The 26,485-nt window shown below is 52.4% G+C and carries 24 protein-coding genes and 5 pseudogenes; 6 read left to right on the top strand and 23 right to left on the bottom strand.

All coding sequences use genetic code 11. From position 1 onward, the window contains the following. The first annotated feature begins 136 nt into the window (after positions 1-136). On the top strand, positions 137-427 hold the full coding sequence (locus DWZ76_RS00850) for a hypothetical protein (protein WP_182431246.1): 291 nt from the start codon (positions 137-139) through the stop codon (positions 425-427). Here the strand turns inward: DWZ76_RS00850 and DWZ76_RS00855 are convergent. Both DWZ76_RS00855 and DWZ76_RS00860 read right to left on the bottom strand, forming a co-directional pair. Then, a complete protein-coding gene (locus DWZ76_RS00855; protein WP_118471492.1) occupies positions 413-1,564 on the bottom strand; it encodes an ATP-binding protein in 1,152 nt (383 codons plus the stop codon). The genes DWZ76_RS00850 and DWZ76_RS00855 overlap by 15 nt on opposite strands. Next, positions 1,561-2,238: a response regulator transcription factor gene (locus DWZ76_RS00860; protein WP_118471494.1), complete on the bottom strand. Its 678-nt coding sequence runs from the start codon at positions 2,236-2,238 to the stop codon at positions 1,561-1,563. Before DWZ76_RS00860 ends, DWZ76_RS00855 begins: the two co-directional genes overlap by 4 nt. A gap of 147 nt (positions 2,239-2,385) precedes the next feature. On the opposite strand from DWZ76_RS00860, the gene DWZ76_RS14975 reads away from it, so the two are divergent. The 4 genes and pseudogenes from DWZ76_RS14975 to DWZ76_RS00875 all read left to right on the top strand — a co-directional run. Then, positions 2,386-2,532: a CD1871A family CXXC motif-containing protein gene (locus DWZ76_RS14975; RefSeq protein ID WP_182426666.1), complete on the top strand. Its 147-nt coding sequence runs from the start codon at positions 2,386-2,388 to the stop codon at positions 2,530-2,532. Between the two features lie 25 nt (positions 2,533-2,557). Next, positions 2,558-3,451 (top strand): 4Fe-4S binding protein, encoded by an 894-nt coding sequence (locus tag DWZ76_RS00865; RefSeq protein ID WP_182430897.1) that lies wholly within the window; start codon positions 2,558-2,560, stop codon positions 3,449-3,451. A gap of 11 nt (positions 3,452-3,462) precedes the next feature. Continuing rightward, complete coding sequence (locus DWZ76_RS00870; RefSeq protein ID WP_182431256.1) at positions 3,463-4,413, top strand: TlpA disulfide reductase family protein; 951 nt, start codon at positions 3,463-3,465, stop codon at positions 4,411-4,413. An 89-nt stretch (positions 4,414-4,502) separates the two neighbouring features. Further along, positions 4,503-4,744, top strand: a pseudogene (locus DWZ76_RS00875) (peptide-methionine (R)-S-oxide reductase); the annotation flags it as partial. A 70-nt stretch (positions 4,745-4,814) separates the two neighbouring features. Here DWZ76_RS00875 and DWZ76_RS15370 read toward each other — a convergent pair. The 3 genes from DWZ76_RS15370 to DWZ76_RS00885 form a co-directional block, all read right to left on the bottom strand. Next, entirely contained in the window at positions 4,815-4,940 is a 126-nt protein-coding gene (locus tag DWZ76_RS15370) for a hypothetical protein (protein WP_270231192.1), read from the bottom strand. Positions 4,941-5,060: 120 nt separating this feature from the next. Beyond that, the gene (locus DWZ76_RS00880) at positions 5,061-5,198 is read right to left on the bottom strand and encodes a hypothetical protein (protein WP_233430213.1); all 138 of its coding nucleotides are present in this window, start codon (positions 5,196-5,198) and stop codon (positions 5,061-5,063) included. A 211-nt stretch (positions 5,199-5,409) separates the two neighbouring features. Beyond that, positions 5,410-6,726: a hemolysin family protein gene (locus DWZ76_RS00885; RefSeq protein ID WP_107000749.1), complete on the bottom strand. Its 1,317-nt coding sequence runs from the start codon at positions 6,724-6,726 to the stop codon at positions 5,410-5,412. Positions 6,727-7,114: 388 nt separating this feature from the next. On the opposite strand from DWZ76_RS00885, the pseudogene DWZ76_RS00890 reads away from it, so the two are divergent. Beyond that, a pseudogene (locus tag DWZ76_RS00890) lies at positions 7,115-7,978 on the top strand (ATP-binding protein); the annotation flags it as partial. Positions 7,979-8,050: 72 nt separating this feature from the next. Here the strand turns inward: DWZ76_RS00890 and DWZ76_RS00895 are convergent. From DWZ76_RS00895 to trxA, 18 genes and pseudogenes are all read right to left on the bottom strand, one after another. Further along, a pseudogene (locus tag DWZ76_RS00895) lies at positions 8,051-8,212 on the bottom strand (CD1845 family protein); the annotation flags it as partial. Then, a pseudogene (locus DWZ76_RS00900) lies at positions 8,206-8,499 on the bottom strand (AAA family ATPase); the annotation flags it as partial. The pseudogenes DWZ76_RS00900 and DWZ76_RS00895, both read right to left, overlap by 7 nt. A 632-nt stretch (positions 8,500-9,131) precedes the next feature. Continuing rightward, positions 9,132-10,343: a site-specific integrase gene (locus DWZ76_RS00915; protein WP_118471500.1), complete on the bottom strand. Its 1,212-nt coding sequence runs from the start codon at positions 10,341-10,343 to the stop codon at positions 9,132-9,134. A 147-nt stretch (positions 10,344-10,490) separates the two neighbouring features. Continuing rightward, a pseudogene (locus tag DWZ76_RS00925) lies at positions 10,491-11,699 on the bottom strand (site-specific integrase). 71 nt (positions 11,700-11,770) lie between these two features. After that, entirely contained in the window at positions 11,771-12,001 is a 231-nt protein-coding gene (locus DWZ76_RS00930) for a DNA-binding protein (protein ID WP_118471502.1), read from the bottom strand. Further along, positions 11,994-12,416 (bottom strand): type II toxin-antitoxin system PemK/MazF family toxin, encoded by a 423-nt coding sequence (locus tag DWZ76_RS00935; RefSeq protein WP_118471504.1) that lies wholly within the window; start codon positions 12,414-12,416, stop codon positions 11,994-11,996. The genes DWZ76_RS00930 and DWZ76_RS00935 overlap by 8 nt, the downstream gene beginning before the upstream one ends. Before the next feature lie 582 nt (positions 12,417-12,998). Beyond that, on the bottom strand, positions 12,999-13,160 hold the full coding sequence (locus tag DWZ76_RS15190) for a hypothetical protein (RefSeq protein ID WP_233430214.1): 162 nt from the start codon (positions 13,158-13,160) through the stop codon (positions 12,999-13,001). Positions 13,161-13,454: 294 nt separating this feature from the next. Continuing rightward, a complete protein-coding gene (trxB, locus tag DWZ76_RS00950; RefSeq protein WP_117796825.1) occupies positions 13,455-14,384 on the bottom strand; it encodes a thioredoxin-disulfide reductase in 930 nt (309 codons plus the stop codon). 14 nt (positions 14,385-14,398) lie between these two features. Next, positions 14,399-14,722, bottom strand: coding sequence for a thioredoxin family protein (locus DWZ76_RS00955; RefSeq protein WP_107000750.1), 324 nt, complete (start codon positions 14,720-14,722; stop codon positions 14,399-14,401). A 161-nt stretch (positions 14,723-14,883) separates the two neighbouring features. After that, complete coding sequence (locus DWZ76_RS00960; RefSeq protein WP_118471506.1) at positions 14,884-16,065, bottom strand: MBL fold metallo-hydrolase; 1,182 nt, start codon at positions 16,063-16,065, stop codon at positions 14,884-14,886. 37 nt (positions 16,066-16,102) lie between these two features. Then, the gene (locus tag DWZ76_RS00965; protein WP_118471508.1) at positions 16,103-17,146 is read right to left on the bottom strand and encodes a ribonucleotide-diphosphate reductase subunit beta; all 1,044 of its coding nucleotides are present in this window, start codon (positions 17,144-17,146) and stop codon (positions 16,103-16,105) included. 10 nt (positions 17,147-17,156) lie between these two features. Beyond that, positions 17,157-19,673 carry a ribonucleoside-diphosphate reductase subunit alpha gene (locus DWZ76_RS00970; protein WP_182431247.1) on the bottom strand — a complete coding sequence of 839 codons (2,517 nt, stop codon included), beginning with the start codon at positions 19,671-19,673 and terminating at the stop codon, positions 17,157-17,159. A gap of 165 nt (positions 19,674-19,838) precedes the next feature. Then, positions 19,839-21,050 carry an FprA family A-type flavoprotein gene (locus DWZ76_RS00975; RefSeq protein ID WP_117506266.1) on the bottom strand — a complete coding sequence of 404 codons (1,212 nt, stop codon included), beginning with the start codon at positions 21,048-21,050 and terminating at the stop codon, positions 19,839-19,841. A 22-nt stretch (positions 21,051-21,072) separates the two neighbouring features. Next, positions 21,073-22,986: an acyl-CoA dehydrogenase family protein gene (locus DWZ76_RS00980; RefSeq protein WP_107000754.1), complete on the bottom strand. Its 1,914-nt coding sequence runs from the start codon at positions 22,984-22,986 to the stop codon at positions 21,073-21,075. Between the two features lie 22 nt (positions 22,987-23,008). After that, a complete protein-coding gene (locus DWZ76_RS00985) occupies positions 23,009-23,440 on the bottom strand; it encodes an Rrf2 family transcriptional regulator (protein WP_015553424.1) in 432 nt (143 codons plus the stop codon). Positions 23,441-23,783: 343 nt separating this feature from the next. Beyond that, complete coding sequence (locus DWZ76_RS00990) at positions 23,784-24,455, bottom strand: GTP pyrophosphokinase family protein (protein ID WP_107000755.1); 672 nt, start codon at positions 24,453-24,455, stop codon at positions 23,784-23,786. Further along, entirely contained in the window at positions 24,452-26,146 is a 1,695-nt protein-coding gene (locus DWZ76_RS00995) for an FAD-dependent oxidoreductase (RefSeq protein ID WP_118471512.1), read from the bottom strand. Before DWZ76_RS00995 ends, DWZ76_RS00990 begins: the two co-directional genes overlap by 4 nt. Next, positions 26,143-26,463: a thioredoxin gene (trxA, locus tag DWZ76_RS01000; RefSeq protein WP_107000757.1), complete on the bottom strand. Its 321-nt coding sequence runs from the start codon at positions 26,461-26,463 to the stop codon at positions 26,143-26,145. Before trxA ends, DWZ76_RS00995 begins: the two co-directional genes overlap by 4 nt. Between the last annotated feature and the right edge of the window lie 22 nt (positions 26,464-26,485).

Consider the following 26,485-nt stretch of genomic DNA (forward strand, 5'->3'; position numbering starts at 1 on the left):
TCCACCAAGTTAGCCACCAAGATTCTACGCCGTCAGCAGTTATACTGCGCCTAATAAAATTGTGTTAATAGGGTTATTTAAATACAGCAGGTCAGCATGAGCAAAAAGTGGGATTCCAAGCCCGCGCTGGACGAGCATGGTTGCCGTGGAGCGTGAGGACTTTGACCGACTTTCCACTCTGGCAAAGAAGTACGTTACAGCAGAGAAAAAGGAATCCAAACTGCAAAAGGCGGCGGATGCGGCAAACAAGCTAATTGCAAATCTCAAGGCTGAGATTGACAGTTTGAAACAGGAAATTTCTGATTATAAGTCTGTCCACAGCAAGCTCCGTGCGGCGGAATTGGAGCGTGAAAATACGGAGAGGGACGCCGCAGGGCGGCAAGCGAAGCAGCGAAAAACGAATAAAAGTGTTTTAGGGCTTCGTTGATTGTTGCGTTGGCAACCCCACCGCAATGGTAGTGCCCTTCTCCGAACTTTTCTCCACCCAAACGGAGCCGCCGTGGAGGTCGGCGATCTCCCATACCAGTGAGAGCCCCAGTCCTGCGCCACCGTATTCCCGGCTGCGAGACTTGTCCACCCGGAAGAAGGGCTGGAAAATACTGCGCTGATACACCTCCGGGATGCCGCAGCTGGTGTCGGAGACGCGGAGCAGGAGCTTTTCCAACTCCTGAGTGACAGAAACCCGTACCGAGCCGCCCGGCCGGTTGTACTTGACAGCATTCTCCGTCAGGTTGAAGATCAGCCGGTAAATCAGTGCATCGCTGCCGGTCATAATGCCGTCGCCCTCCGCCGTCAGCGTGACGCCGAGCTTATCTGAGAGCGGCGCAAGATCTGTGAAGATCTCCTCGATCATGGGAGCGAGCTGGATCCGCTCGTTCCGCGCCACCTGCTGCAGATTGCTCATCTCCAGCAGTGTCCTGGTCATCTGTATCAGCCGTTCCGTCTGCTCACGCAAAAGCGTGAGGAACTCCGCCGTCTCCGGTCGCACATCAGGATGCTCCGCGGAAAACAGCTCCAACTGCGCCTGCATTAGTGCCAGTGGCGTGCGCAGCTCGTGGGCGGCGTTGCCGGTGAACTGCCGCTGAGCGGAAAAGGCGTTGTTCAGCCGCTCCAGCATCTGGTTGAACGAGCGGCTCAGCTGCCGGAACTCCGAAATAGCGTCTTCATCGATCCTCATATCGGCAAGATTGTTCAGCTGCACCTGCTCCACCTGCGAGGTAAAGCTGCGCAGGGGCTTGAGAGCGCGTCCGCTGACGAAATAGGCGAGGATGCCACTGAGCAGCGTTATCGCCGCCGTGATGTACCAGTTGGTGGTGCGGAAGCGCCCCTGCACCCCATCGACAATGATCGTCAGATCCTCGTCAGGGGCTATGAGCTGTGGGTCAAAGCTCGCCGCTCCGCCATCATTCAGGATCACCGTGCCGCCGCCTTGTAAGTTGTCCGCAATGGTGTCCATATAATACACACCGGAGGAGCACAGCAGCAGATTCATGGCCACGCAGGTGACACCGATGAGCAGGACGGACATCAACGTGATGCGCCACTGCAGGGAAAGCCGCTTCATTCCTCCTCACCTCCCATCAGATAGCCCTCGCCGATGCGGTTGCGGATGGGGTCATAGCCCAGCACGGTGCGGAGCTTTTTGCGCAGGGCGGAGATGTGGACGCGAATGGAATTGCTGAAGCTGTCCACGCTATTGTCCCAAACGTGATCCATCAGCTCCTCCTGACTTACTGGCCTTCCTTGATGCACCATCAGGTATTCCAGGATTCCTGTTTCCTTCCGGGTGAGCGTCAGCGCCTGCCCGTTGACGGTGGCGGTACGGGAACGGGTGTCAAAGGTCAGGTCTCCGCAGCTTAGCAGCACATCCTGCTGGGTAAACTGCCGCAATGTCAGGCTGCGGATGCGGGCCTCCAGCTCCGCCAAGTGGAAGGGCTTCGCCAGATAGTCGTTCGCCCCGGCGTCCAGCCCCTGCACCTTGTCCTCCACTTCGCTGCGGGCGGAGAGGATCAGCACCCGCGTCTCCCGGTCGGTCTGCCGCAGGGTGCGCAGCACCGTCATGCCGTCCTTTTTCGGCAGATTCAGATCAAGAAGCACCAGATCGTATCGTTCCACGCCCAGAAGCGCCAGCGCTTTTTCCCCGTCATAGCAGTAGTCCACGCTGTAGGCCAGCCGCCGCAGGCTGCGGACGATGGTCTCGCACAGGGCGCGTTCATCTTCAATTACTAAAAGGTGCATGAGAGCCCTCCTTTTTATTTCTTCGTTTTTGTGTTGCTTTCATTATAGCAAAAACAGATAAGGTTTGTGTTAAGTTTTCGTTCTTAACAGAGACTTTAACTCTCCCGCGCTATGATGGGGACAGAAAATCGGAAAGGGTGATGAAAAATGAGCTGCGAGAAAAAGGCAGCGGCGCAGATCGCGCTGCTGATGGCCGGAGCCGCCATGCTGTGCTTCGGTGTCTGGCGGGGCGAGGCGGCGACAGTGCTGAGCAAAGCAATCAAATTATGTCTGGAGTGTGTGGGCATTGGGTAAAAAGTTTTCAGGCGTTTCACAGACCATGTCCCGCTTCCGGGGCTGGATTCAGGCGGGGGCGACGCTGCTGACCAACCTGCATCTGCCGAACTTTCTCAAGGGCGGACTGTATCAGGGGGCGGGGAAGACCGTCTGCGTGCCGGGGCTGAACTGCTACTCCTGTCCGTCGGCGTCCGGGGCCTGCCCCATTGGGGCGTTTCAGGCGGTGGTGGGGTCTTCCAAGTTCAGCTTCTCCTACTATATCATAGGCTTCCTCATTCTGCTGGGCGTGCTGCTGGGGCGCTTTATCTGCGGCTTTCTATGCCCCTTCGGCTGGTTTCAGGAGCTGCTGCACAAAATCCCCACTAAGAAGCTTTCCACAAAGAGGCTGAAACTGCTGACATACCTGAAATACGCTGTCCTGCTGGTGATGGTTTTCCTGCTACCGGCATTCCTTGTGAACGATGTTGGCATGGGAGACCCGTTCTTCTGCAAATACCTCTGCCCCCAAGGCGTGCTGGAGGGAGCCATCCCGCTGTCCCTTGCCAATTCCGGCATCCGGGCGGCGCTGGGCAAGCTGTTTACATGGAAATTCAGCATCCTGCTGTCGGTGATTGCGCTGAGCGTACTGTTCTACCGACCGTTCTGCAAGTGGCTCTGCCCGCTGGGCGCGTTCTACGCGCTGTTCAACCGGGTGTCCCTCTTCCAGATGAAGGTGGATAAGAATAAGTGCGTTTCCTGCGGGAAATGCGCCAGAGCCTGCAAGATGGATGTGGATGTGACGAAAACGCCCAACCATACCGAGTGCATCCGCTGCGGAATGTGCATCCGCGCCTGTCCGACGAAAGCCGTGTGCTTCCGCTACGGCTTCGGAGACGGTAAAGATAAGGCAAAAGCAGCGGAAACACTACAGACAAACAACACTAACAGGGAGGAATAAAACGAATGAAGATGAATAGGACGAATACTGCCGGCAGAATTCTGGCTCTGCTGCTTACTGCACTGATGGTGCTCTCTCTGGCAGCCTGCGCCACAAAGGGCGGAGACAAAATGGACGGAATGAGTAGCGAACCGAAGAATGCCGAGGAAGCGGTTGCCATGCACAAGGAGCTGATGGCGCAGGAAAATGCCATTCTCTCGGAGAACACAGCGCTTTGGGAAAAAGTTTTCATAGCGGCCGACAAGGGCATGACCATGCAGGAGAACGGCAAAAACTATGGTGAGTTCTTGTTGGACACCATCGAAGGTTCCAAAGATCAGTTTACGGAGGATGAGCTGAAGCTGCTCAAGGAGGCGGCAGAGAAAATCCGCGAGATTGAAAACAAGCTGACCATGATAGAGAAAAAGTACCCCGAGGCGGCACAGCAATCTACGGATGGCGCTATGAGCGTGCCCGCGGGCAGCGACATGACCACGCCGCCTGATGACGGCAGTATGCAGAAATTCCCCGTCTTTGAGGGCAAGGACCTGGATGGCAACACGGTGAAGAGCGACGAGCTGTTCTCCGCCAACGCCGTCACCGTGGTGAATTTCTGGTTCACCACCTGCAATCCCTGCGTAGGCGAGCTTTCCGAGCTGGATGCGCTGAACAAGGAACTGGCGGAGAAGGGCGGCTCCCTCATCGGCGTCAACACCTTCACGCTGGACGGCGACGAAACGGCAATTTCCGAGGCGAAGGATGTGCTTGCCAAGAAGGGCGCCACCTATCAGAATGTGTATTTTGACTCCGACGGTGAGGCGGGAAAGTTTACCACCAACATCTTTGCCTATCCCACCACCTATGTGGTCGACCGCAGCGGCAATATCGTGGGTGAACCCATCGTAGGCGCCATCACGGAAAAGAAGCAGGCGGAGACTCTGCAAAAGCTCATCGACCAGGCTCTTGCCGCCGATATGGGCTGACAAACGAATTTATCTTCTCCGAAAGGAGGGATACACCATGTATCGGAGAGTATTGCCGCTTCTGCTCACCGCGGTACTGCTGCTGAGCGGCTTTCACAAAGCCCATTGAAGAGCCTGCCGTGGTGGAACTGGAGGACCTGAGCCACGGCATGCGCCGTACAGAGGTCAGAAGCCGTGCCGGAGATTCTCACCTTGGTCATGTGTTCACTGGCGAGCCGGAGTCCCCAATGGCGTGCGCTACTGCATCAACAGTGCGGTCCTGCGCTTTGTGCCTTACGCAAAGATGAAAGCAGAGGGTTACGGATATCTTCTGTATCTGTTCGAGGAATGAGTTCGCAAAATACTGTTATGTTTCTTAATATTTTTGCTATCAACGTGTTCTCCTGCGGCCTTACGATCTGTCAAATCCATCCATGCTTTGCCTTAAATGGAATCAAATATGCCGCATCCAAGACAGTCACTCCATGCTTAAACTCTACGTCCTCATAGGTAACCTTGACTCCAAGAACTTTATCGAGATATTCCATGTCATCACCTGCATTCTTAACTCTTTTTCCGTATTATAACTCTTTTTGAGTTAAGAGCAGTCAAAGATCAACATTATAAAAAATCATTTTCAAAGAAAAAAGCCCGGTGCAGCATGAGCATTACACCCACACTGCACCGGACATTCCATCATCGACTGCTTTGTCTATTTTCTTCTTCCTGCCGCACTTCCTGCTCATGCAGCTGCTCTTTTTCTGCTCGTCCTCTTTCAGGTTTTCCTGCATAATCTTCTGCGCCACAAGCCAATCCTGCATTTCCGATTTGGTCTTGCGGTACTCTGCATGTGTTCGTCCGTCAACAGCAAAATTGGACTTCATGGATTAAACAAATGTGTGTCTCCCTCTTTTTTATCGCAACATCATTCTATCCCTGTTGTATTTGAAAATGTATATGTACTCTTCTGATATATCCCCTTGTTTCTAAAATAATTTTCAAATGCATTTCAAAATTTTATTCTAAAATTTCTATAATTGCATGTTCAACTTGATGTTCTTTTATTTTGTCAATGATTATATGCATATTTTCTATTTCTAATTCTATTTTTGTATCCCCATCCTTTGGTACCATACCAAATTTTTGAAATACAAATCCAGTAAATGTGTCACAATCTTCTGCTGTAAATGTAACACCTATAGCGTCTTCAATATCACTTAATCGTATATTTCCTTTCACTTCCCACTTGTTATCGCTTATTCTTATAATAACAGTTTCTTCTTCCGACGATATTGGTTCAATATCGTTTAAATCGCCAACAATTTCTTCTAATAAATCAAAAAGAGTTACTATTCCAACCACTCCACCATGCTCATCTAATACAATCGCCATAGATTGCTTCGATTGTTTCATATTTTTAAAAAGCACATCTGCTTTTGTAGTTTCCATAACAAAGTATGGTGCAGAAATTGCAGAATCTATAACCATATCCTTACTTTTTTCTTTTAATCTAAAATAGTCTTTTGCATTTAAAATACCAATAACATGATCTATCGAATCTCCACAGACGGGATAAAGGGTATGTCGTGTATTGTGGATCGTTTCATCCCACTCCTTCACATCATCAGACATCCATAATATTGTCACATCTGTTCGATGTGTAGCAATCGTACCAGCCATAATATCATTAAATTCAAAAACATTTTGAATAAACTCTTTTTCTTGATGATCTATTGTTCCTTTTTCACTTCCCGCATCAACAAGCATACGTATTTCTTCTTCACCTACTTGATCTTCCGCTTCATTTGGATCAATACCACAAATCCTCAAGACAATATTGGTTGATATTGAAAGAAATGAAACGATTGGCTTAAATAGGATAGAGATTCCCGTAACCAATCCTGAAATCCCCATTGCCAGTTCTTCAGATTTTTTCATTGCGATTCTCTTTGGAACTAATTCGCCAAAAACCAACGTGAAATATGATAAAATCAATGTAATCAATATAACAGCTATGGTATCTAAAGTAGAACGTGGAATATTCACACCCATCCCAACAACCCAATCAACTAAAGGTTCTGAGAAATTATCTGCTGCAAAAGCACTTCCTAAAAATCCCGACAATGTGATTGCAACCTGAATTGTCGCAAGAAATCGTGCCGGCTCTTGCGTTAATCGTACTAATCTCTTTGCCCGACCATTACCTTGTTCTGCCATTCGTTCTAGCTTTGTTTCATTCATTGATAAAACAGCGATCTCTGCACTCGCAAAAATCGCGTTTAATATAATTAAAATAATCTGCACTACTAAAAGAATAAAAATTGATGTACTCATAAATAAAACCTTTCTACAATAAAATTATCTAAATATCACACTTACTTAAAAGCAACAAAAGACATGGTCTATGTTCCGAATACATAGTCCATGCCTTGCGATATATAAATAAAAATTCTATTGAATTGGTTCGCTTCAGAATCATTATCACTTTCGTCCATGTTAAATATTCCTCCTCTCAAATAGTATTGTAGTACAGTATAACAAAAAGACCTAACATAATCAATTCGAAAAAAGCAAAAGTGTGTTAAATTTATGTAAAACATAAAATCCGATTATTTTTAATTTCTTTGGGAAATTCAATTTTCTTTATCATCACTTAACATCATTTTAAAGTAAAAAGCAAGCCATTTTCAGACTTGCTTTCCACCATATCATCTTCCTTATTGATGGACTCCTGACCAATGCCGGAAAACTCATGACCGATCAGCTCACGGTTTATAACTCCCGTATGTTCTGTATCCGGTGGAATGGCTTGGAAAAAGGCTCTATCTTTGATGATGCGCTGGACGATAAAGAATACGAGGGAAATTTGATTTATTTACTGAACAGCGGCAGTGAATTTATTCGCAATAATTCCAAAGTCCGTTTTGTCAAAAAGGCACAGTATCGTGTAGACAAGACGGATTATGCTGAACGAGCTGTGACAGAGGCTCTTGTTAATGCGCTTATCCATCGTGATTATATTGTGCTTGGCAGCGAAATCCATATTGATATGTTTGATGATCGGGTGGAAATCACATCTCCGGGCGGTATGTTTGGCGGCGGCTCAATTCAGGAATACGATATTTACAGTATCCGTTCCATGCGACGAAACCCTGTGATTGCTGACCTGTTCCACCGCATGAAGTATATGGAACGCCGTGGAAGTGGCATACGCAAAATCGTCAGTGAAACCGAAAAGCTGCCTGGATACACAGAGGCATATAAGCCCGAATTTTTCTCAACAGCGACAGATTTCAGAGTCATCTTGAAAAATGTAAACTACAACATGTGCGGTGCTTCCGTACATGATGCCGCACATGATGGCGCACATGATACATCTGTGATCAGCAAGCAAAACTTGCTATTGGAATTTTGTGCAGATCCTAAAAGTCGAGATGAAATGCAAGCATATATTGATGTTTCCAGCCGTTCTCACTTCAGCAAATATTACCTCAAGCCTTTATTATCTTCTGGTAAACTTGAAATGATGTTTCCAGACAAACCCAAAAGCAAAAACCAGAAATACACTACCGTTCATTCCAAATAACCCAGAAGCAGGGCATTGGGTCTCATCTCCCATTGTCCTGCTTCTTTTCATTCCAGATTATATTCACATCATTTACCCATACATCCAATCCTGGATCGCAAATTTCAAATCCTGCGCCTTACCCAACAGCCAGATCGCCGCCAGCGGCAATCCCATCGGGCTAATCAAAAAAGCTATAACCAGCAAAATCGCACCATTCTGCGAGGAATAGGTAATAAGCACAGCCACGCCAACTGGATGTCCGCAGGCATCAGGTCTACACCCTCTGGGTGGTGCAGGATACCCTCGCCGGGACGAAGCGGCTCATCCATCAGGATACGCCCCATAGCGTCCGACAGCGTAAAGGGCAGCTTGTCCGGCTGGGGATGGCCCAGGCTGATTGTCAGGCTCCCTTGCGGGTCCCCGTCGATCAGCAGGACTTTCTTTCCGGCCTGCGCCAGCCCGATTCCCAAGTTGGCACAGGTCGTTGTCTTGCCAACGCCGCCTTTCTGGTTGGCAATGGCAATGATTTGCGTGTTCATTGACTTCACCTCATTTCTAATTGTTGCTATTGCTTCTGGAAATAGAAAAAGCCGCCACTTCAAAATCATAAAGTGACGGCCCTTTCTAATGCAGGAATCTTTTTCCCTGAAATGAAAAAAGCACCCAGTTATTTGTTACTGAGTGCCTGCATTAGAATCGTATTTAATTGTTCAGATTTGGTCAGATTATGCCAAACTCTCCGGCGAAAAATTTGGTGTCTGAGAGTGCCAAAATTGCCCTCAAAAATACCCCCGAAATTGCTCTCTGGTTGTCCTACTTTTTAACCACTAAGGACGTTTTTTGACCCCATTTTTGGCGGTTGTCCTATATTTAACCACTAAAAATTGGGTGAAAACGGCTCTCGTTTTGCCAAATTTGGTCAAACTATATCAGCCCATTTAGGTATAAGAAAACCCCGGAAAACCTTGATTTTCCGGGGTTTTTGAACCATTTTGATATAGTCTGAGCAGTCGATTATCGCTTGCTGAACTGCGGAGCGCGACGAGCTGCTTTGAGACCGTATTCACCTGACCTTGATCCCAAAAGTCCAGTATTCATGCGTTTTTTCGGGCTTCCCTCTCTCAGTAAACCCATAGGTAAACCCACGAAATCGCGAGATTTTTGGTGCCGTTTAACGCAGCCCGAATGCAGCATTCACAACGCTGCTTAATTTCTCAGGTTTATTATACTTGCCTTTCGCATAGATGTCCATAGTCGTTTTGCTGTTCTCATGGTCTGCCAAATACTGCACCGTCTTTGGATCAACACCTTTGTAAATCAGATTGGTGATGTAGGTGTGCCGCAGCATGTGCGGAGTCACCTTGAAGTCCATCGTATACACCAGCTTGGGATTGTTCGGCTGATGCTCACCAAGCCTTGGCTTTATTCTATGCTTGATGGACTGCCCATTTACATAGGTGTAATAACAGCGTTCTGCGGTGGAACGGACTGTTATGTACTTCCAGACCCTCACAAACTGTGCTTCCGTCAAAACAGTTCCCTTTGAATTGGAGATCACATATTCCGATTCTGATTTTTCCCTTGCTTCCTTGAGACAGGCTACCAGGCATTTGGGAATCGGAACATCTCGCTTCGCTGCCGGAGTCTTCAAAAGTGTGTTGACCACCGGCTCACCGCCTTCCACATGCCATGCACGCCTTACAGAAATGTACGGCGTTTTTTCATCCAGGAATACGCAGTCCCATTTCAATCCAAGAATCTCTTCTCTACGCAATCCCGCGTACAAGCCGATCATTACGAAAACATACGGTGGTAGCTCACGAATGCTATCCAGCAAAATGGCAGTCTGTTCATCCGTCAAAGCTTCGCGCCGTTTCGCAGGCTTTCCTCCTCTTGCGCAAATCGTTTTGGATGGATTCTCTTTGATCACCTTGCTCTCTTCTGCCGAATTAAAAATGTTCTTAATCAGCATATTAAGCTGACCATACATTCCGGAAGAACCTTTTGATAGCGGAACCATCAGCAGCCGCAGGTCATCTGTGGTCACCTCATCCATATACATCTGTCCAATTGGACCCACGATGTACCGATTCACCATCCGCTCGTATCCCTCCAACGTATTGGTTCTTACCGTTCCAGACCGCATCAGCAGCCATTTTTCGCAGTACTCTTCCACGGTCGGATTCTCTCTGTGGAAAACCACTTCTGCAATTTTCTTCTGGGCATCTTCCACCCGGTCATACAATTCTTCGCGTGTCAGCCCATAGATTGCCACTCTCTTTCCGTCTGCATCTGTAATTCGGGTACGATAATACTGTACCCCTTTCATCATCACTGTTCCGTATTCCGGAAGTTCAGCAGGACGCTTTTTTCCTTTAGCCATGTGTTCTCCTCCTCGTCTATCTTCATATATTGCGTGTTGTCACTTTTATTATCATGGCGTACACCACTTCCTTCAAGGATGTCGAATGTATGTAAAAAGGGCAGGGATTTTTGACCATCCCTGCCCTAAGTTTTTTCTGATTTACTCTTAATCCCACGATGCAAAAGCATCTTCCAGCACTCCTGCGAGCTGCTCTGGGCGATTGTATTTCACCTTGGCGTAAATATCCATGGTGATCTTGCTGCTTTCATGACCGGCAAGATACTGAACTGTCTTCGGATCAACCGAAGCATGAATCAGATTCGTAATATAGGTGTGCCGCAGCTGATGCGGAGTCACCTCAAAGTCCAGACTGTAAACCACATTTCCATTGTGTGCCGCCTTTTGCCCCAGAACCGGCTTCACCGTATGCTTTACCCTCTTGCCATCTTCATAGCGATAATAGCAGCGTTCCTTGGTGGTACGGGTTACGATATACTGCCATAATCTCTTGAATTGCGTATAGGACAACGGGTCTCCATCCCGGTTTGCAACCACATAATCCGATGTCGATGTATTCTTCGCCTCTTTCAGACATTCCAGAAGATTGTCCGGCAGAGGGACATTCCGATGCGCTGCCTTTGTTTTCAGCTCTGTCAGAATCACCGGACGATTATGCTCCGTATGCCAGGCTCTCCGAACGGTAAGGTACGGAGCCTCGCAATCAAGATACACCGAATCCCATTGAAGTCCGAGGATTTCTTCTCTCCGCAATCCTGCGTACAGCCCCAGCATTACAAACACATACGGCGGCAAGCCGTAAATGGCATCCAGCAGCTTATCCACCTGCTCATCCGTAAGCGGGAGGCGTTCCTTCTGGGGAATTCCTCCCACATTCTTCTTCAGATAGATGGTCGGATTCTCATCAATGATCTTGCTCTCCATTGCTGCCGTAAAAATACACTTATATATAACGCTCACCGATTTGTACACGGATGCCGACTTTTTTGATGCCGCCAGCAGTGCCAGGCGAATGTCATCTGCTGTTACATCTCCCATATGCATATCGCCCAATGGCTTAATGGTGTAGTTCTTCACTTTCGATGTATAGTCAATCAGCGTTGTCATCCTGATCTGTGCCGACTACATCAGCAACCATTTCTCGCAATACTCCTCCACTGTAGGTGTACTGCGGCGATACGTCTTGTTCTCAATCTGCTGGATCGCTTCCTGTTCCTTCTGGTACAGTTCCTCTCTCGTTCTTGCATATAAGGAAACCCGCCGCCCCTGCTGATCTGTTACACGGGTTCGATAATACTGCGTTCCCTTCATACTCACCGTACCATAATCGGGAATCATCATTCTTCTTGCCGCCATATCATTACCTCCAATTCTGTTGTTGCTTTCATTATTGCGGATTCATCGTCCATACTCAACGACGTCGATTTTCACCGCCGAAAGCTTCGAGGTTTGCGATATGTCGCAGCACGTTCCATCGGTTTTGCACGGTGTGTACATTTTGCAATGTACTCCTGAAGCCCCACTTCCGTGAAATAAACGCAGCCGTTTTCCACATACTGAACATAGGAGATCAAACCGTCTGTTCTTGCAGCATCCAGTGTTTTTACGCTGATTCCCAGTATACTGGCTGCTTCCTTCCTTGTAATCAGTTTATCCATCGCCTTCTTCGCCTTCCTTTCGGCATTTGCCCTGTCTTTTTTTCTCTGCCTGTTCCGGAATGTAATAACCAAGCTGAATCCTTACAGCTTCGTCGATCCCACGCATCTGCCCCTTACTTACCCGCCCAAGATAGCGAATCACGCATATCTTGTCGCAGGTGTCGAGCTGTTCTGCCAATACCATAGACGGTTTTGCCAGTTCCTTTGCTTTACGGAGAAAGAAATGCGTTGGCTGCTTTCGCTTCTTCTCAATTTTCGATGTCAGCGGAGCAATCGTGATTGTCGGCGCATAATAATTACCGGCATCATTCTGAAGAACCACAACAGGACGAACACCGCCCTGCTTTGATCCAACCGGAACACCGAGATTGGCGAGATATAAATCACCTCGCCGATAAACCCAGTTTTCTTTCATTTTCTGTTGTCTCCAATCTCCATACACTGATATGGATAAAGCCTGCCAGGTATCATGCTGATACAGCACCCAGCAGTGCTTTCTGAAAATATGGTTTCTCTGTACTTTTTCTTATCACCCCAGAGATGTAGGATTTCTCACAGGCGGCAGTGTGCTTCACTGCTCCATTGGAATTTAACCATCCCGCCTTCCTTATGGCCGGACCGCGAATTACGGAAGTATCATTGTCCCTGTCTGGCTTTAGCACCGCCGCCGGTTGCAATCCGGCATTTGCTTCTGCGAAACCGCTATCGCCCCGATGGGCTTCATGGCGTGCAGTCGATGGCTCGACCAAACAGGAATGTACCTGAAGAATGAGTATTCAGTTTTCAAGGGACATCCGGACTTTCGTCCTTACAAAGTAAGTTTAACAAGAATCCTCCGGTTTCGCGTTGGCCTCGTAGGCGCACTTTGGTTGTCCTTGCAGGACTACATATGGTTTGTTTTGATTTTTTCAGTGTCCTATGCAGTCGGATTGGGGCAAAAAAAATACCTCGTTGGTTTCCCAACGAGGCATCGAAGACGATTCTATCTCATACGACTTCACATCATGCATCCGAAGATTTGTTTTACAAAATTCGCTTGTTTTTTTCCAGAACGCTTAAACTGATCATATGCTCCTTCTGCATGAATAATCAGCATTTCAATTTCTGGAGCAGTAATGACATTTACCACGTCAATTTTCTGCTCATATGCTTTACTCAATCGAAATTCCTCTCTGCGAGAATCCAAAATCCGTATCACAGAAATCTGCTCATCGAATCCTTTCCGTAAGTACTATGCATAAAAGCACAGCCGCAGAGTACATCTGTGGCTGTGTTTCGTGTTCAGTTGCTCACTGTTGCGTGGACTGGATATGGAGAGACAACATATCTCCCGATCTTACATGGGTGATCTTATCTGCCATCACTCTGGCAGTTTTCCTTGCAGATATGTCGGCATCCCCACTGCGGTCGTATCCGGCCTGACCTTAAACATGGCTTTTTCAATCTACCTTCCTTATCGGTTTTCCGCGATATATTTCTCCGCCATGTGGACTGCCACCGCGCCGTCCGCCACGGCGGTGACCACCTGACGGAGGGGCTTCGTCCGCACGTCGCCCACGGCGTAAACGCCGGGAATACTGGTTTCCGTGGTCTCTCCGGCCACGATATAGCCGCCGCCGTCCAGCGCCAGTTGACCCACCGCCAGCGCCGTGGCGGGCTGTCGGCCCACGCTGACAAATACGCCGTCGCAGTCCACCACGCTTTCCTCACCGGTGACGGTGTCCCGCAGGCGTACGCCGGTCAGCCTGTCCCCGGAAAGCAGCGCGGAAACGGTGCTGTTCCAGCGGAATTCCACATTTTCGGTCTGTTCCAGTGGCTCGTGATAGATCTTGGTGGCCCGCAGGGTGTCTCTGCGGTGGACGAGGATCACCTTTTTCGCCACGCGGCTGAGAAGGAGGGCATCTGCCGCGGCGGAATTGCCGCCGCCCACCACGACCACCGTTTTGTCCTTGTAAAACATCCCATCGCAGGCGGCGCAGTAGGCCACGCCCCGGCCCAACAGCTCCGTCTCTCCGGCAACGCCCAGCGTTCTGGGGTCTGCGCCGGTGGCCAGCACCACGGTTTTTCCCCGGAAGATCCCCTCGCTGGTCTCCACGAGCTTGGGAACCGCCGTCAGATCCATGCGGAGAACTTCCGCGTATTCGCTGCGTGCCCCAAAACGCTCCGCCTGCTTTTGCATCTTCTCCGCCAGAGAGAAGCCGTCGATCCCGTTCTCAAAGCCGGGGTAGTTGTCGATCTGCTCGGTCAGGGCCATCTGCCCGCCAGCAGACAGCTTTTCCAGCACGACGGTGTCCAGCCCCGCCCGGGCCGCGTACAGGGCGGCGGTGTAGCCGCCCGGGCCGCCGCCCACCACGAGCATATCATAAACATGATTGTTGTTCATATCTGAATCCTCCGTTATTTCGCCAAGGCTTCCTGAATGAAGCGGTCGATCTCTGCCTTTGAGCCGGGCGCGGTGATGGAATCCACGGCCTTTCCGTTCCGGTACAGCACCAGAGTTGGGATGACCTCGATCCCCTCGGCCCCCGCCAGCCGCGGCTCCTCGTCAATATTGATCTTGCTGACAACGAGGCTGTCCGCGTATTCCTCTCCAATCTTCTCATACGCAGGGCCGATCCTCCGGCAATAGCCGCACCAGGGCGCCCAGAAATCCACCAAAACGGGCTTTTCGCCCCGGGTCGCCTGCTCAAACTGCTCCTGATTCATATTCATAGCTGCCATATCTGTCAGCTCCTTTCTTTTGTTTGGGTATTCTCAAGACTCCGTTCTCGCCCCGCACCACATCGTGACCTCAACCTGAGATGACGGTACTCTGCCCTTGGGACATAAAGCAGATGAGTAAGACCATCATCTGTACGAGAATAGCTGCGGTTTGTTGCAGCTTATTCCGCGCAGAGCTCCGCCACAAGAGCGTCCATCTGCGCTTCGCTGGTTTGGTTCAGTGCGCCGCGCAGCGATACCTCCGTTTCACACAGTCGGAGTTCCTTCATCTTTTCCAACTCGGCGCGCATCAGCCGCGCGGCAGCAGGGGCCCATGAGCCGTTTTCCATGAGGCCGATCCGGCGGTTTCGGAATCCCTTTGTCTGTAAATGATCCAAAAAGGCCTTCATGGGCGGGAACAGTCCTCCGTCATAAGTGGAGCAGGCCAACACCAGTTTCCCGCAGTAGAACGCACTGGCAACAGCGTAGGAAAGATCTGTCACAGTGAGATCACATATGCTGACCTGCACGCCTTTTTTCTCTAATTTACCCTTGAGGGTCTTCGCCGCATGGGCAGTATTTCCATGGATGGATGCGTGGGCAATCAGTATGCTCTCCGATTCTTCTGGTTCCCATTGTGACCAGAGATCATAGAGCCGCAGACACTCCTCCAGCCCTTCTGTAAGCACGGGACCATGGAGCGGGCAGATCGTTTGGATCTCCAGCGAGGAGGTCTTTTTCAGCAGAGCCTGCACCTGTGCGCCATATTTCCCGATAATATTGTAATAATACCGTCGGGCCTGCGGCACCCAGGGGGCACGGGCAGTCCGTTCCAGTGAGCCAAAGCGTCCGAAGGCATCCGCCGAGAACAGGATTTTTTCCGTTTCCTCATACGCCGTCATCACCTCCGGCCAGTGTACCATCGGTGCCAGCAGGAAGCGCAGCCGGTGTGAGCCCAGAGAGATCGTGCTGCCCTCGCCAACCTCCAGCATACGGTCTTCCGACAATGCACCCGTGCCAAAGAACTGCTTGATCAGGGTAAATGTTTTCGCGTTTCCCACGATCTTCATCTCCGGGTACTCTTGCGCTATCCGCATGAGGCTGCCGGAATGATCCGGCTCCATGTGTGTGACCACAAGATAATCGGGGTTGCGCCCCCCCAACACCTGCGCTACATTGGAAAGCCATTCCTCCGCCGCCCGTGCGTCCACGCTGTCCATCACGGCGATTTTCTCGTCCAGAATGACATAGGAGTTGTAGCTCACTCCCATAGGCTGGACGGGGTACTGGTTTTCAAAGAGTGCCAATGTGTTATCATCCACCCCTACATAGCGGATGGCATCTGTTACCGTTCGGATATCCATATAAAAAATACCTCCTATTCTGATGTCTTTGGTTTTCTTATAAATCGTCTATCAGTGCGGTGCTCTTGGCGTAGGCGGTACTGCGTGCCTCAAAGAAATCGGTCTTGACCATATTGGCGTCAGCGTACTGGCTGACCCATTCCATGCTCTCCGGTTCGCTCTCAAAGCCCGGATACAATGCCGGATAGCCAAGGCTCGTCCAGCGAAGATTCCCGAGATAGCGGATGTAATCGCTGATCATCTGCCGGTTCAACCCCGGGATGTCGTCGCCGATCACATAATGCCCCCATGCGATCTCCTGCTCCACGCCCTCACGCATCATCTCGCGCAGCGCTTGTACACTCTCGGCGGTGAACAACTCCGGCTGCTCCTTTTGCAGCTCCGTGATGATATTGCGGAACAGCCACAAGTGCGTATTCTCATCGCGGTTGATGTAGCGAATCTCCTGCGCCGAGCCGGGCATCTTCCCGTTTCGGGAGAGATTGTAGAAGAACATAAAGCCGCTGTAAAAATAGATGCCCTCCAAAATATAGTTCGCCATCATCACGCGCAGCAGCGTGGGAGCATCCTTCCGCTCCTGAAACTCGTTGTAACAGTCCCCAATGAAGGTGTTGCGGCGCAGCAGGTGCTCGTCCGTTTTCCATTGGTAGAGGATGTCATTGCGCTCAACAGGAGAGCAGATGGTGTCGAGCATATAGCTGTAGCTCTGTGAGTGGACACACTCCTGAAACGCCTGAATGGACAGGCAGAGATTGACCTCGTTGGCGGTAATGTAGGCGCCGATATTAGGCAGGTTTGCTGTCTGAATGGAATCCAAAAAGACAAGAAAACTTAAAATTTTATCGTAGGCGCTGCGCTCGGCTGACAACAGGCGGGGATAGTCCTTCACATCCTGCGAGAGATTGATCTCCTCAGGGATCCAAAAGTTGTTCATGGCCTGCCGGTACCAGTCGCTGACCCAAGCGTACTTCATATTGTTGAAGTCGTTGAGGTTGGTGGTATTGCCGCCGATCATGCGCCGCAGGCGCACATCAAGGTTGCCCTCCGGGTTAAAGAGGGGCTTTTTCTTCAGTTCCGTCATGATATCCTCCTTATGACGAGCAGCTTTCGCAGTCCTCGACCTCAAGGGCCTTGCTGCGGACATAGTAAATGGTCTTGACACCGACCCTCCACGCCTCTAAATACAGTCTGAGCACCTGACGCATGGAATAGTCATTGGTGATATAGAGATTCATGCTCTGCGCCTGGTCAATATGTCTCTGGCGAAGGCCCGCGGCGCGCACCGACCAGCTTTGGTCGATCAGATGCGCCGCCTTATAGTACCACCATGTATCCATAGAAAGCTCCGGGGCAACGCGGGGCAGCATGCTGCCCTTTTTCTCCTCTAAGAAGAATTTCTTCATAATTGGATCGATGCCCGCCGACGTGCCGGAGAGGATGGATGTGCTGGAAGTGGGTGCGACAGCCAGCAGATAGGCGTTGCGCATTCCCTGCACCGCCACCGTTTCCGCAAGCGCCCGCCACTTTTCTGAGGTATAACCTCGCTTTTCAAAATACGCGCCTGTCTGCCAGTCGCTGCCCTCAAAGAGCGCATAGCGGCCCTTTTCCCGTGCCAGTGCTGTGTCCGCCTTGACGGCGGCGTAGTTGATATGCTCGAATACCGCATCGGTGAAGGCAAGGTGCTCATCGCTCTCCCATCGGATGCCGCGCTTTGCCAGCATGTGGTGGTAGCCGCTGACGCCCAGGCCGATGCTGCGGTACTTCTGATTGGTAAGCCGCGCGTATTCCAACGGGTAGAAGTTGAGGTCGATCACATTATCCAGTGCGCGGATGGCCGTTTCCACCGTGCGTTCCATATAGGCCTCGTCCTCCACCGCCAGATTACCGAGAGACAGACTCGCCAGGTTGCAGACCACAAACTCACCGGGGAGTGTGGCCGTCACCACCACTGTGTCGCCGTTCTCCGTGTGCACCTCAGTGCTGATATGCTCGATGGGCGCCATGTTCTGTGCGATCTCCGTGCAGAGATTGGAGCAATAGATCATTCCCGTGTGGCCGTTTGGGTTCATACGATTTACGCTGTCGCGGTTGAAGGCGAAGGGCGTGCCGGTCTCCACTGCCGAGCGAAGCACCAGCCGCACGATGTCCTTGACGGTGACGCTGCGCTTTTCGATGCGCGGGTCATTGACGCAGTCCAGATACCGCTTCTCCCATTCCGTACCCCAGTAATCCTCCAGTGCGTAGCCCTTGACCGTGAGGATCTCATGCGGACACATGAGATGCCACGGCGCGTCTATGTTCTCCTCCGCCAGTCGCCAGAAGAGATCCGGATAGCACACGGCGGGAAACACATCATGCGCCTTCATGCGGTCATCGCCGTTGTTGGTGCGCAGTTGAAGGAATTCAGGCAGATCCCGGTGCCATGCGTCTAAGTAAACCGCCGCAGCGCCCTGCCGCATCCCCAACTGATCCACCGCCACGGCGGTGTCGTTGACCAACCGGATCCAGCGGATAACACCGCCCGCCGCCCCTTGAAAGCCGCGGATGGTGCTGCCTGCAGCGCGCACCTTACCGAAGTACATCCCCATTCCACCGCCAAATTTAGAGACCTTTGCGAAGTTGTCCAGCGAGCGGTAGATGCCGTCCAGACTGTCCGGCACAGTGTCCACAAAGCAGCTTGAAAGCTGATGGTAGGGCTTTCGTGCGTTGGACATGGTAGGTGTCGCCATCGTGACCTCCATACGGCTGAGCATATCGTAAAAGCGTTTTACCCACCCCATGCGGTCAGAGCTTTCGTTCATAGCAAGATGCAGCGCGATACCCAAAAACATCTCCTGCGGTGTTTCCAGCGGCACGCGGCTGCGTGACTGGATCACATAGCGTTTGAGCAGCAGGTCAAGGCCGGAGTAGGTGAACAACTCGTCCCGTTCCGGGCAGAGAAAGTCCTCCGCCATAGCGATCTCCTCGTGGGTATAGTGGGCAAGAATATAGTCACCGTAGAGTCCCTTATCCGTCAGATAGCGAAGCCTGCCATAGAGGTCGCCGACGCCGCGCCCCTCCCATTCCTGTGCGTTGCGACAGCGAAAGGAGTGGTTCAGAAGCCGCGCCGCGATGAACTCCCACTTGGGTGCCTCTGCCGTAGTCAGCTCTACCGCTGCCTTGGTCAGTGCCTCAGCCCTCTCATCCTCCGTCATGCCCGGGCGACAGAAGCTCTCAAACTTCATTTGAAGCGCCGCGAGGGAGTAGATTTCCTCGGTAAAATCCATCTGGATACGGCGCAGCACCTCGTCAAGCGAGTTATCCCCCACCGTCTGCGCGATGGTATGCCGGACGCGGCGCAGCGCAGACCGCTTTTCGCGATAGAGGATGTACGCCTTGGCCACCTCATAGTGTCCGCGCTCCATGAGCGTCCGCTCCACCTCGTCCTGCACACGTTCCACGGTGAGCGGTACTGTGACGGAGAGATTGTTGAGAACGGCGGCGAGGATCTCCTCCAGTTCTCCGCCCCCAATCTCCCTTCCCTGTCCATCAAACGCTTTTTTCATAGCGTTGAAAATTTTCTCCTGTTGAAAAGGAACAGACTTCCCGTTTCGTTTTCTGATCTCCATTTCGATCCTCTCATCTTCTCCGGTCACTTCTCATGTCCTTTTGGGCAAAGAGCGGGCAAGCGCAGTATCACGCTTGCCCGCTCTATTTTTGAAAGCCGGTTTTTCTGCAGCCGACACGGCGGGGCTGTTTGTTGTCTGTTGTCTTGGTTTTGGCTTTCCTGCCAGTTACTTCATAGATTCCAGAATGGCGTCCGCCAGTGCTTCCAGCTCAGTGCGCTTGTCCGTGCCCATAGACGAGGCGAGGCTGAGCCGCTCGTTGAGCACCGTCATGTTCTTAAGCTCATCGTTGACGAATTTCTGCATGAGGTCACCGGACTTCACCGCCCATGAGCCGTTTTCAATGATGGCAAAGGTGCGGTTTTGCAGATTCAGTGCCTTCATATCCATGAGGAAGTCATGCATGGCGGGGTAGATGCCGAGATTGTAGGTCACAGAGGCCAGGACAATGTGACTGTACTTAAACGCCTCGGAGATCAGCTGGGAGACATGAGTGGAGGACACATCGTACATCGCCACCTTGCTCATGCCCTTATCGCAGAGCGACGTCGCCAGCGCCTGCGCCGCGTTCTCCGTGTTGCCGTACATGGAGGCGTAGACGATGAGCACGCCCTGGGTCTCAGGGGCATAGCGGCTCCATGTGTCGTACTTTTCGATGAACCAGCCCAGATCCTTGCGCCACACGGGGCCGTGGAGCGGGCAGATGTACTTGATCTGATCCAAAACGCCGCCGGCCTTTTTCAGCAGGAGCTGGATGTGGGGGCCGTACTTGCCCACGATGTTGGTGAGATAGCGGCGGGCGTCGTCCAGCCAGTCCCGCTCGAAGTCCACCTCGTCGGCGAACAGCTTGCCGTCCAGCGCGCCGAAGGTGCCGAAGGCGTCGGCGGAAAAGAGGACGCCGTCGGTGACGTCGAGGGTCACCATGGCCTCCGGCCAGTGAACCATAGGCGCGCCCACAAAGGTGACGGTGTGCTTGCCAAAGGAGAAGGTGTCGCCCTCCTTCACCTCGATGCACTCATGTCCGTCCACATGGAAGCCGAACTGCCGCATGAGCATGAATGCCTTCTCGTTGGAGATCAGCTTCACCTTAGGATGGCGCAGCAGGATCTCCTCGATGCAGGCGGCGTGATCCGGCTCCAGATGGTTGACCAGCAGGTAGTCCAGCTCGCGGCCATCCAGCACATACGCCAGATTTTCCAAAAGCTGGCGGCAGGCAGACCAGTCCACCGTGTCAAAGAGCACCGTCTTTTCATCCAGCAGGCAGTAAGCGTTGTAGCTTACGCCCCGGGGAATGGGAAAGCAGTTTTCAAACAGGGCCAGGCGATGGTCGTTGGCGCCCACCCAGTAGAGGTCGTTTGTTACTTTACGCACGCAATACATCTTATCTTACCTCCTTCACGGCTCAAGCCTTTACAAATTGATCCTTCGTCTCCGCGCACTCCGGGCACACCCACTCGGCGGGAAGCTGCTCAAAGAGCGTACCCGGCGCGATCTCGCCGTCCTCGTCGCCCAACTCCGGCACATACTCGTAGCCGCAGCCGCTGCAGACGTAACGGTCGCCGATGGGGGCGGGCTTCGGCGGTGTGGGCCGCTTCATCTTTACCATAGGCGGCGCGGGCAGCTTTTCGCCGCTATCCAGCGCAGCAGTGAGCAGGGGCAGGATCTCCTCCACATCGCCCACGATGCCGTAGTCGCAGTTCTTGAAGATAGGCGCGTTACCGTTCTTATTGATGGCCACGATGGTGGAGGCGTCCTTGATGCCCTTAAGGTGCTGGGATGCGCCGGAGATGCCACAGGCGATGTACAGATTGCCGGTGAACTTCTGACCGGACATACCCACATAGCGGTTCAGCGGCAGATATTTGAGAGTCTCCGCCACAGGGCGGGAAGAACCGATGGCCGCGCCGGCAGCCTTGGCCAGCGACTCTACCAGTTTCATGTTCTTTTTCTCCCCGATGCCCTTGCCCGCGGAGACCACCCGCTCCGCCTGCGGGATGGGCGTATCCATAGGGATGCCCACGGAGAAGTCGTGACCATCCTTCTTCAGCGCCGCTACAAGGTCGGCCACCTGCTGGGCAGCATCCCCTTCCCGGAAGATGGTCTTTTTGCGAATGCCGGTGATGGGCGCGGGTTTCTTGGCCGCCGAACGGCTCTCGCCGCCGGAGCTCTTGCCCAGCCTGCCCACCAGATGAGAGGCGATGACCACCCGCTGGATCTCGTTAGTGCCCTCGTAGATGGTGGTGATCTTGGCGTCGCGGTAGGCCCGTTCCACCTCCATGCCCTTGAGGAAGCCACTGCCGCCGTGGATCTGCAAGGCATCGTTGGTGACCTCCAGCGCGATGTCCGAGGCGTACATCTTCGCCATGGCGGACTCCATGCCGTAAGGCGCGTGCTGCTCCTTCAGCTCCGCCGCGGAGTAGATGAGGAACCGGGCGCAGCGCAGCTTGGTGGCCATATCCGCCAACTTGAAGGCGATGCTCTGCTGGGCCGCGATGGGCTTGCCGAACTGGACGCGCTCCTTGGAATAGCTCAACGCGTGCTCAAACGCGCCTTGGGCGATGCCCAGCGCCTGCGCGGCGATGCCGATGCGTCCGCCGTCCAGCGTGGACATGGCAATCTTGAAGCCCTCGCCCTCCTTGCCCAATAGGTTTTCCTTGGGAACCTTCACGTCGTTGAAGATCAGCTCCGCCGTGGAGGAGGAGCGAATGCCCATCTTGTCATAGTGGTCGCCGAACTCAAAGCCCTTCCAGCCCTTCTCCACGATGAAAGCGGAGATGCCCCGGGTGCCGATGTCCGGCGTGGTGACGGCGAAAACCACATAGGTGTCCGCCTTAGGGGCGTTGGTAATGAAGATCTTGCCGCCGTTGAGGAGGTAGTAGTCCCCCTTATCCAGCGCCGTGGTCTCCGTGCCGCCGGCGTCGGATCCGGCGTTGGACTCCGTGAGGCCGAAGGCGCCGATCTTCTCGCCCTTGGCCAGCGGAACCAGATATTTCTTCTTCTGCTCCTCGGTGCCATAGGCGAAAATGGGCCATGAGCCTAGGGAGACGTGGGCGGAGAGGATTACGCCCGCGCCGCCGTCCACACGGGCCAGCTCCTCCACCGCGATGGCGTAGCTCAGGGCATCAAGACCGGCACCGCCGTACTCCTTGGGGTAGGGAATGCCCATCCAGCCCAGCTTACCCAGCTTCTTGACAGCCTCCTCGGGAAACTCATTGTTCTGATCCATTAAAAATGCGAGGGGCTTGATCTCCTCCTCCGCAAAACTCCGGATCTTCGCGCGCAGCTCTTCGTGCGCCGCCGTGGTTTGAAACAGCATATGGGTACCTCCTCTTAAAATTTTACAGCTTGCTTGTATCTTGGGGATCGGATCCGCCGGTCAGCAGCCTGCGCAGGCTCACGGCACGGAACGCCTCGTCCTGCTTTTGCTGCAAGGCCGCCAGCTGACAGTGGATGGCGCACCGCCCATGCTTGTCCTGCCAGCGGCATTCATATCCCGGCTCCATGCAGGCGCACAGGATGCCCCGCTCCCCCACGACCCCCATGAGATCGTAGAGGGAGGTCGCGTCCAGATCGCAGGACAGCGCGCAGCCGCCGAGGGCGCCGCGGCTCACCCGCACCAAATTGCCGGCGGAGAGCTTGCGCAGAATCTGGTAGGCAAACTGATTGGGGATCAATTCCGTTTCCGACATCTCGGCCACCGAATGCTTCTCCCCGTCCAGCAGCACCCGCAAAATGCGCAGTGCGTAGTCCGTCTCTTTGGTGATGATCATGCTCCACATCCTCTTTTCGCTTGCTTGTTAATGCCATTATATCAATCTTGATAAATTTTATCAAGATAATTTCCAAAAAAATATATCGTTTTAACACAGACCGATCCAGCCCGGGTCAGCTTCGCTTTCCATTCAGCGAAAAGCCATGTTCCTTACAATATAGAAGCCGAAAAAGCTGTGCCGTGGCAGTCCGCCGAAAGCAGAAAAGACTATGCCTGAAAACCAGAAAGCGGAGAAATTGGTTGGGGGTCGCAGGGGTCGCCCACCCAAGGCGGATAAGGCGGTCCCTGGCAAGTCCAAGGCAAGCACCAAAGTGCGTGCTTTTCATTTTATATTCGACACATTATGTTATGATATGCAGTAAATGTTCCATCTTACCGTCCCATTCTCTGCTGGAATCGGCGCACTCTTTCAGTTCAGTTTCGACTTCAGCATTTATCGGCAAGTTTTTCTTATAGCGGATGGTATGCTCAAGGCTTGCCCAGAAGTCCATAGCGATTGTACGGAGTTGTATCTCCACCGGCACATGGATCACTTTTTCCGCAAAGAATACCGGCAGCCGGAGCGTCAGGTGCAGACTGCGATAGCCATTTGGCTTAGGGTGTGAAATATAATCTTTCTCTGTGATGATTTCAATGTCAGACTGTTTTTTTAAGCACTTTGCCAAAAAGAACACATCCTCCTCGAAAGAGCAGATCACCCGCACACCGGCAATATCCATGATATTTGTCTGCATGGTCGGAAAATCCAGAGGAAGTCCGCGTTTCTGCATCTTATTCATAATGCTGGACGGCGACTTCAAGCGGCTTTTTATACTTTCTATCGGATTGCGATCATGCTGCAATGAAAACTCTTCGTTTAGAATTTCCAACCTGCTTTCCAGTGCTTTCAGCGCACATCGGTATTGCAGCATGACTTCCTGATACCTGCGATTTTCGCTTAAAAGGCGCTGGCACTGCAAATCATCTAAGCCTTTATCTGCCGCAACCGTCAAGCCAAATAAATTCTCACTCATAGCTTCTCCATTCCGCAGGGATAGGCGCTCCGCGCTGTCTGCCGCTCTTGTATTACGACCTGATAAAAACTGTATCCGCCGGAGAGATGGGAACAGGTGAAACCGTACTGCGTCAAAAGTCGGCAGGCCAGATAACTGCGAAGCCCTGTCTGGCAATTCACATAAACAGGCTTACCCCGGTCTAACTCGTCCAAATGCTCCCGCAGATCGTCCAGTGGAATATTGCGGAATCCATTCAAGTGCCCACGCCGATATTCGCCTTCTGTACGGACATCCAGCAGTGTCGCATTGCCATCGCAAGGCAAGTCCTCAACCTCATTCCAATGGAACTGCCGTACCTTCCCGCTCTCCAAATCCTCGATCATAAAACCGGCCATATTGACCGGGTCTTTGGCAGAGGAATAGGGCGGCGCATAGGAAAGGTCAAGCTCCGTCAGTTCCAAGGCTGTCATTTTTGCGCGAATGGCCGTTGCCAGTACATCAATGCGCTTGTCCACGCCCTCGCCGCCAACGATCTGCGCACCCAGCAGCCGCAGGCTTTCTTTTTCATACATCACCTTCATTGCCATAGACTGTGCGCCGGGATAATAGATAGCGTGGGATGCCGGGAATAATACGACTTTGTCGTAAGCGATCCCTGCTGCCTGCGCTGCCTTCTCATTGATCCCCGTGGAGGCCGCTGTCAAGCCAAACAGTTTCAGAACAGACGAGCCCTGAGAGCCGTGAAAGCGGCTGTTTCCGCCGCAGATATTGTCAGCGGCAATGCGTCCCTGCTTGTTGGCAGGCCCCGCCAGCGAGATCAATGCTTTTTGGCCGGTCACGAAATGGGTGACCTCTACGGCATCGCCCACAGCGTAGATATCCGGCACGGAGGTTTCCATCCGCTCGTTGACAGCGATGCTGCCCCGGATGCCCAGCTCAAGTCCGGCCTCTTTTGCCAGATGGGTGTCCGACGTGACGCCGATGGCCAGCAGCACCATGTCGGAGCGCAGCGGCTCACTTTCCTCCAGCAGCGTCAGCACGGAATCTCCGTCCTGTCGGAATCCGGTGACGGTTTCATCCAACCGCAGAGCCACACCGTGTCTGCGCATTTCCGCATGGACAAAGCTGGCCATATCCGCATCCAGCGGCGCTAATAGCTGCTTCAGACGCTGGACGATGGTAACCGAAACGCCCATCTCCACAAGGTTTTCCGCCATTTCCAGACCGATAAAGCCGCCGCCAGCCAAAACAGCGGTTTTCGGCTTCTGATCCTCTACAAAGCGTCGAATGCGGAGGGTGTCTTCCACGGTGCGCAGGGTAAAGACCCGCTCGCTGTCCACACCGGAAAGCGCAGGAATCGTCGGCTTTGCGCCGGGGGCAAGAAGCAGTTTGTCATAGGTTTCCGTGTAGACCTTCCCGCTGTCCAGTGCGTGGACGGTGACGGTTTTCTCTGCGGGATTGATCGCAGTTACTTCCTGCCGTACTCGCACATCAATGCGAAAGCGATCCCAAAAGCTCTCCGGAGTTTGCAGCGTCAATTCTTCCTGCTCCTTGATCACACCGCCCACATAATACGGCAGACCGCAGTTGGCATAGGACACATAGCCGCTGCGCTCGATCATGATGATCTGCGCGTGTTCATCCAAACGGCGGATGCGGGCGGCGGCAGAAGCACCGCCCGCCACACCGCCTACGATTACAACTTTCATCTTGCGCCCTCCACCATTGCGGCAATCTCCGACTTAGGCCGATAGCCCACCGATTTGGCAACGGCCTTTCCATCCTTGAATACGACCAGCATCGGGATACTGGACACCTGAAAACGCATTGCCAGCTCCATCTGCTCGTCCACATTGACCTTTCCCACCTTGAGCGCGCCGCTTTTTTCTTCGGCAAGCTCATGCAGTATGGGAGAGAGCATTTTGCACGGTCCGCACCAGTCGGCGTAGAAGTCCAGCAAAATGGGCTTGTCGGAACGCAGTACCTCATTTTCAAAATTCGCAGCAGTAATTTTCAGTTCAGCCATGAGTAAGGCTCCTTTCTGTTAT

Source organism: Clostridium sp. AF35-15 (assembly GCF_003477745.1).
Classification (GTDB): domain Bacteria; phylum Bacillota; class Clostridia; order Lachnospirales; family Lachnospiraceae; genus Otoolea; species Otoolea fessa.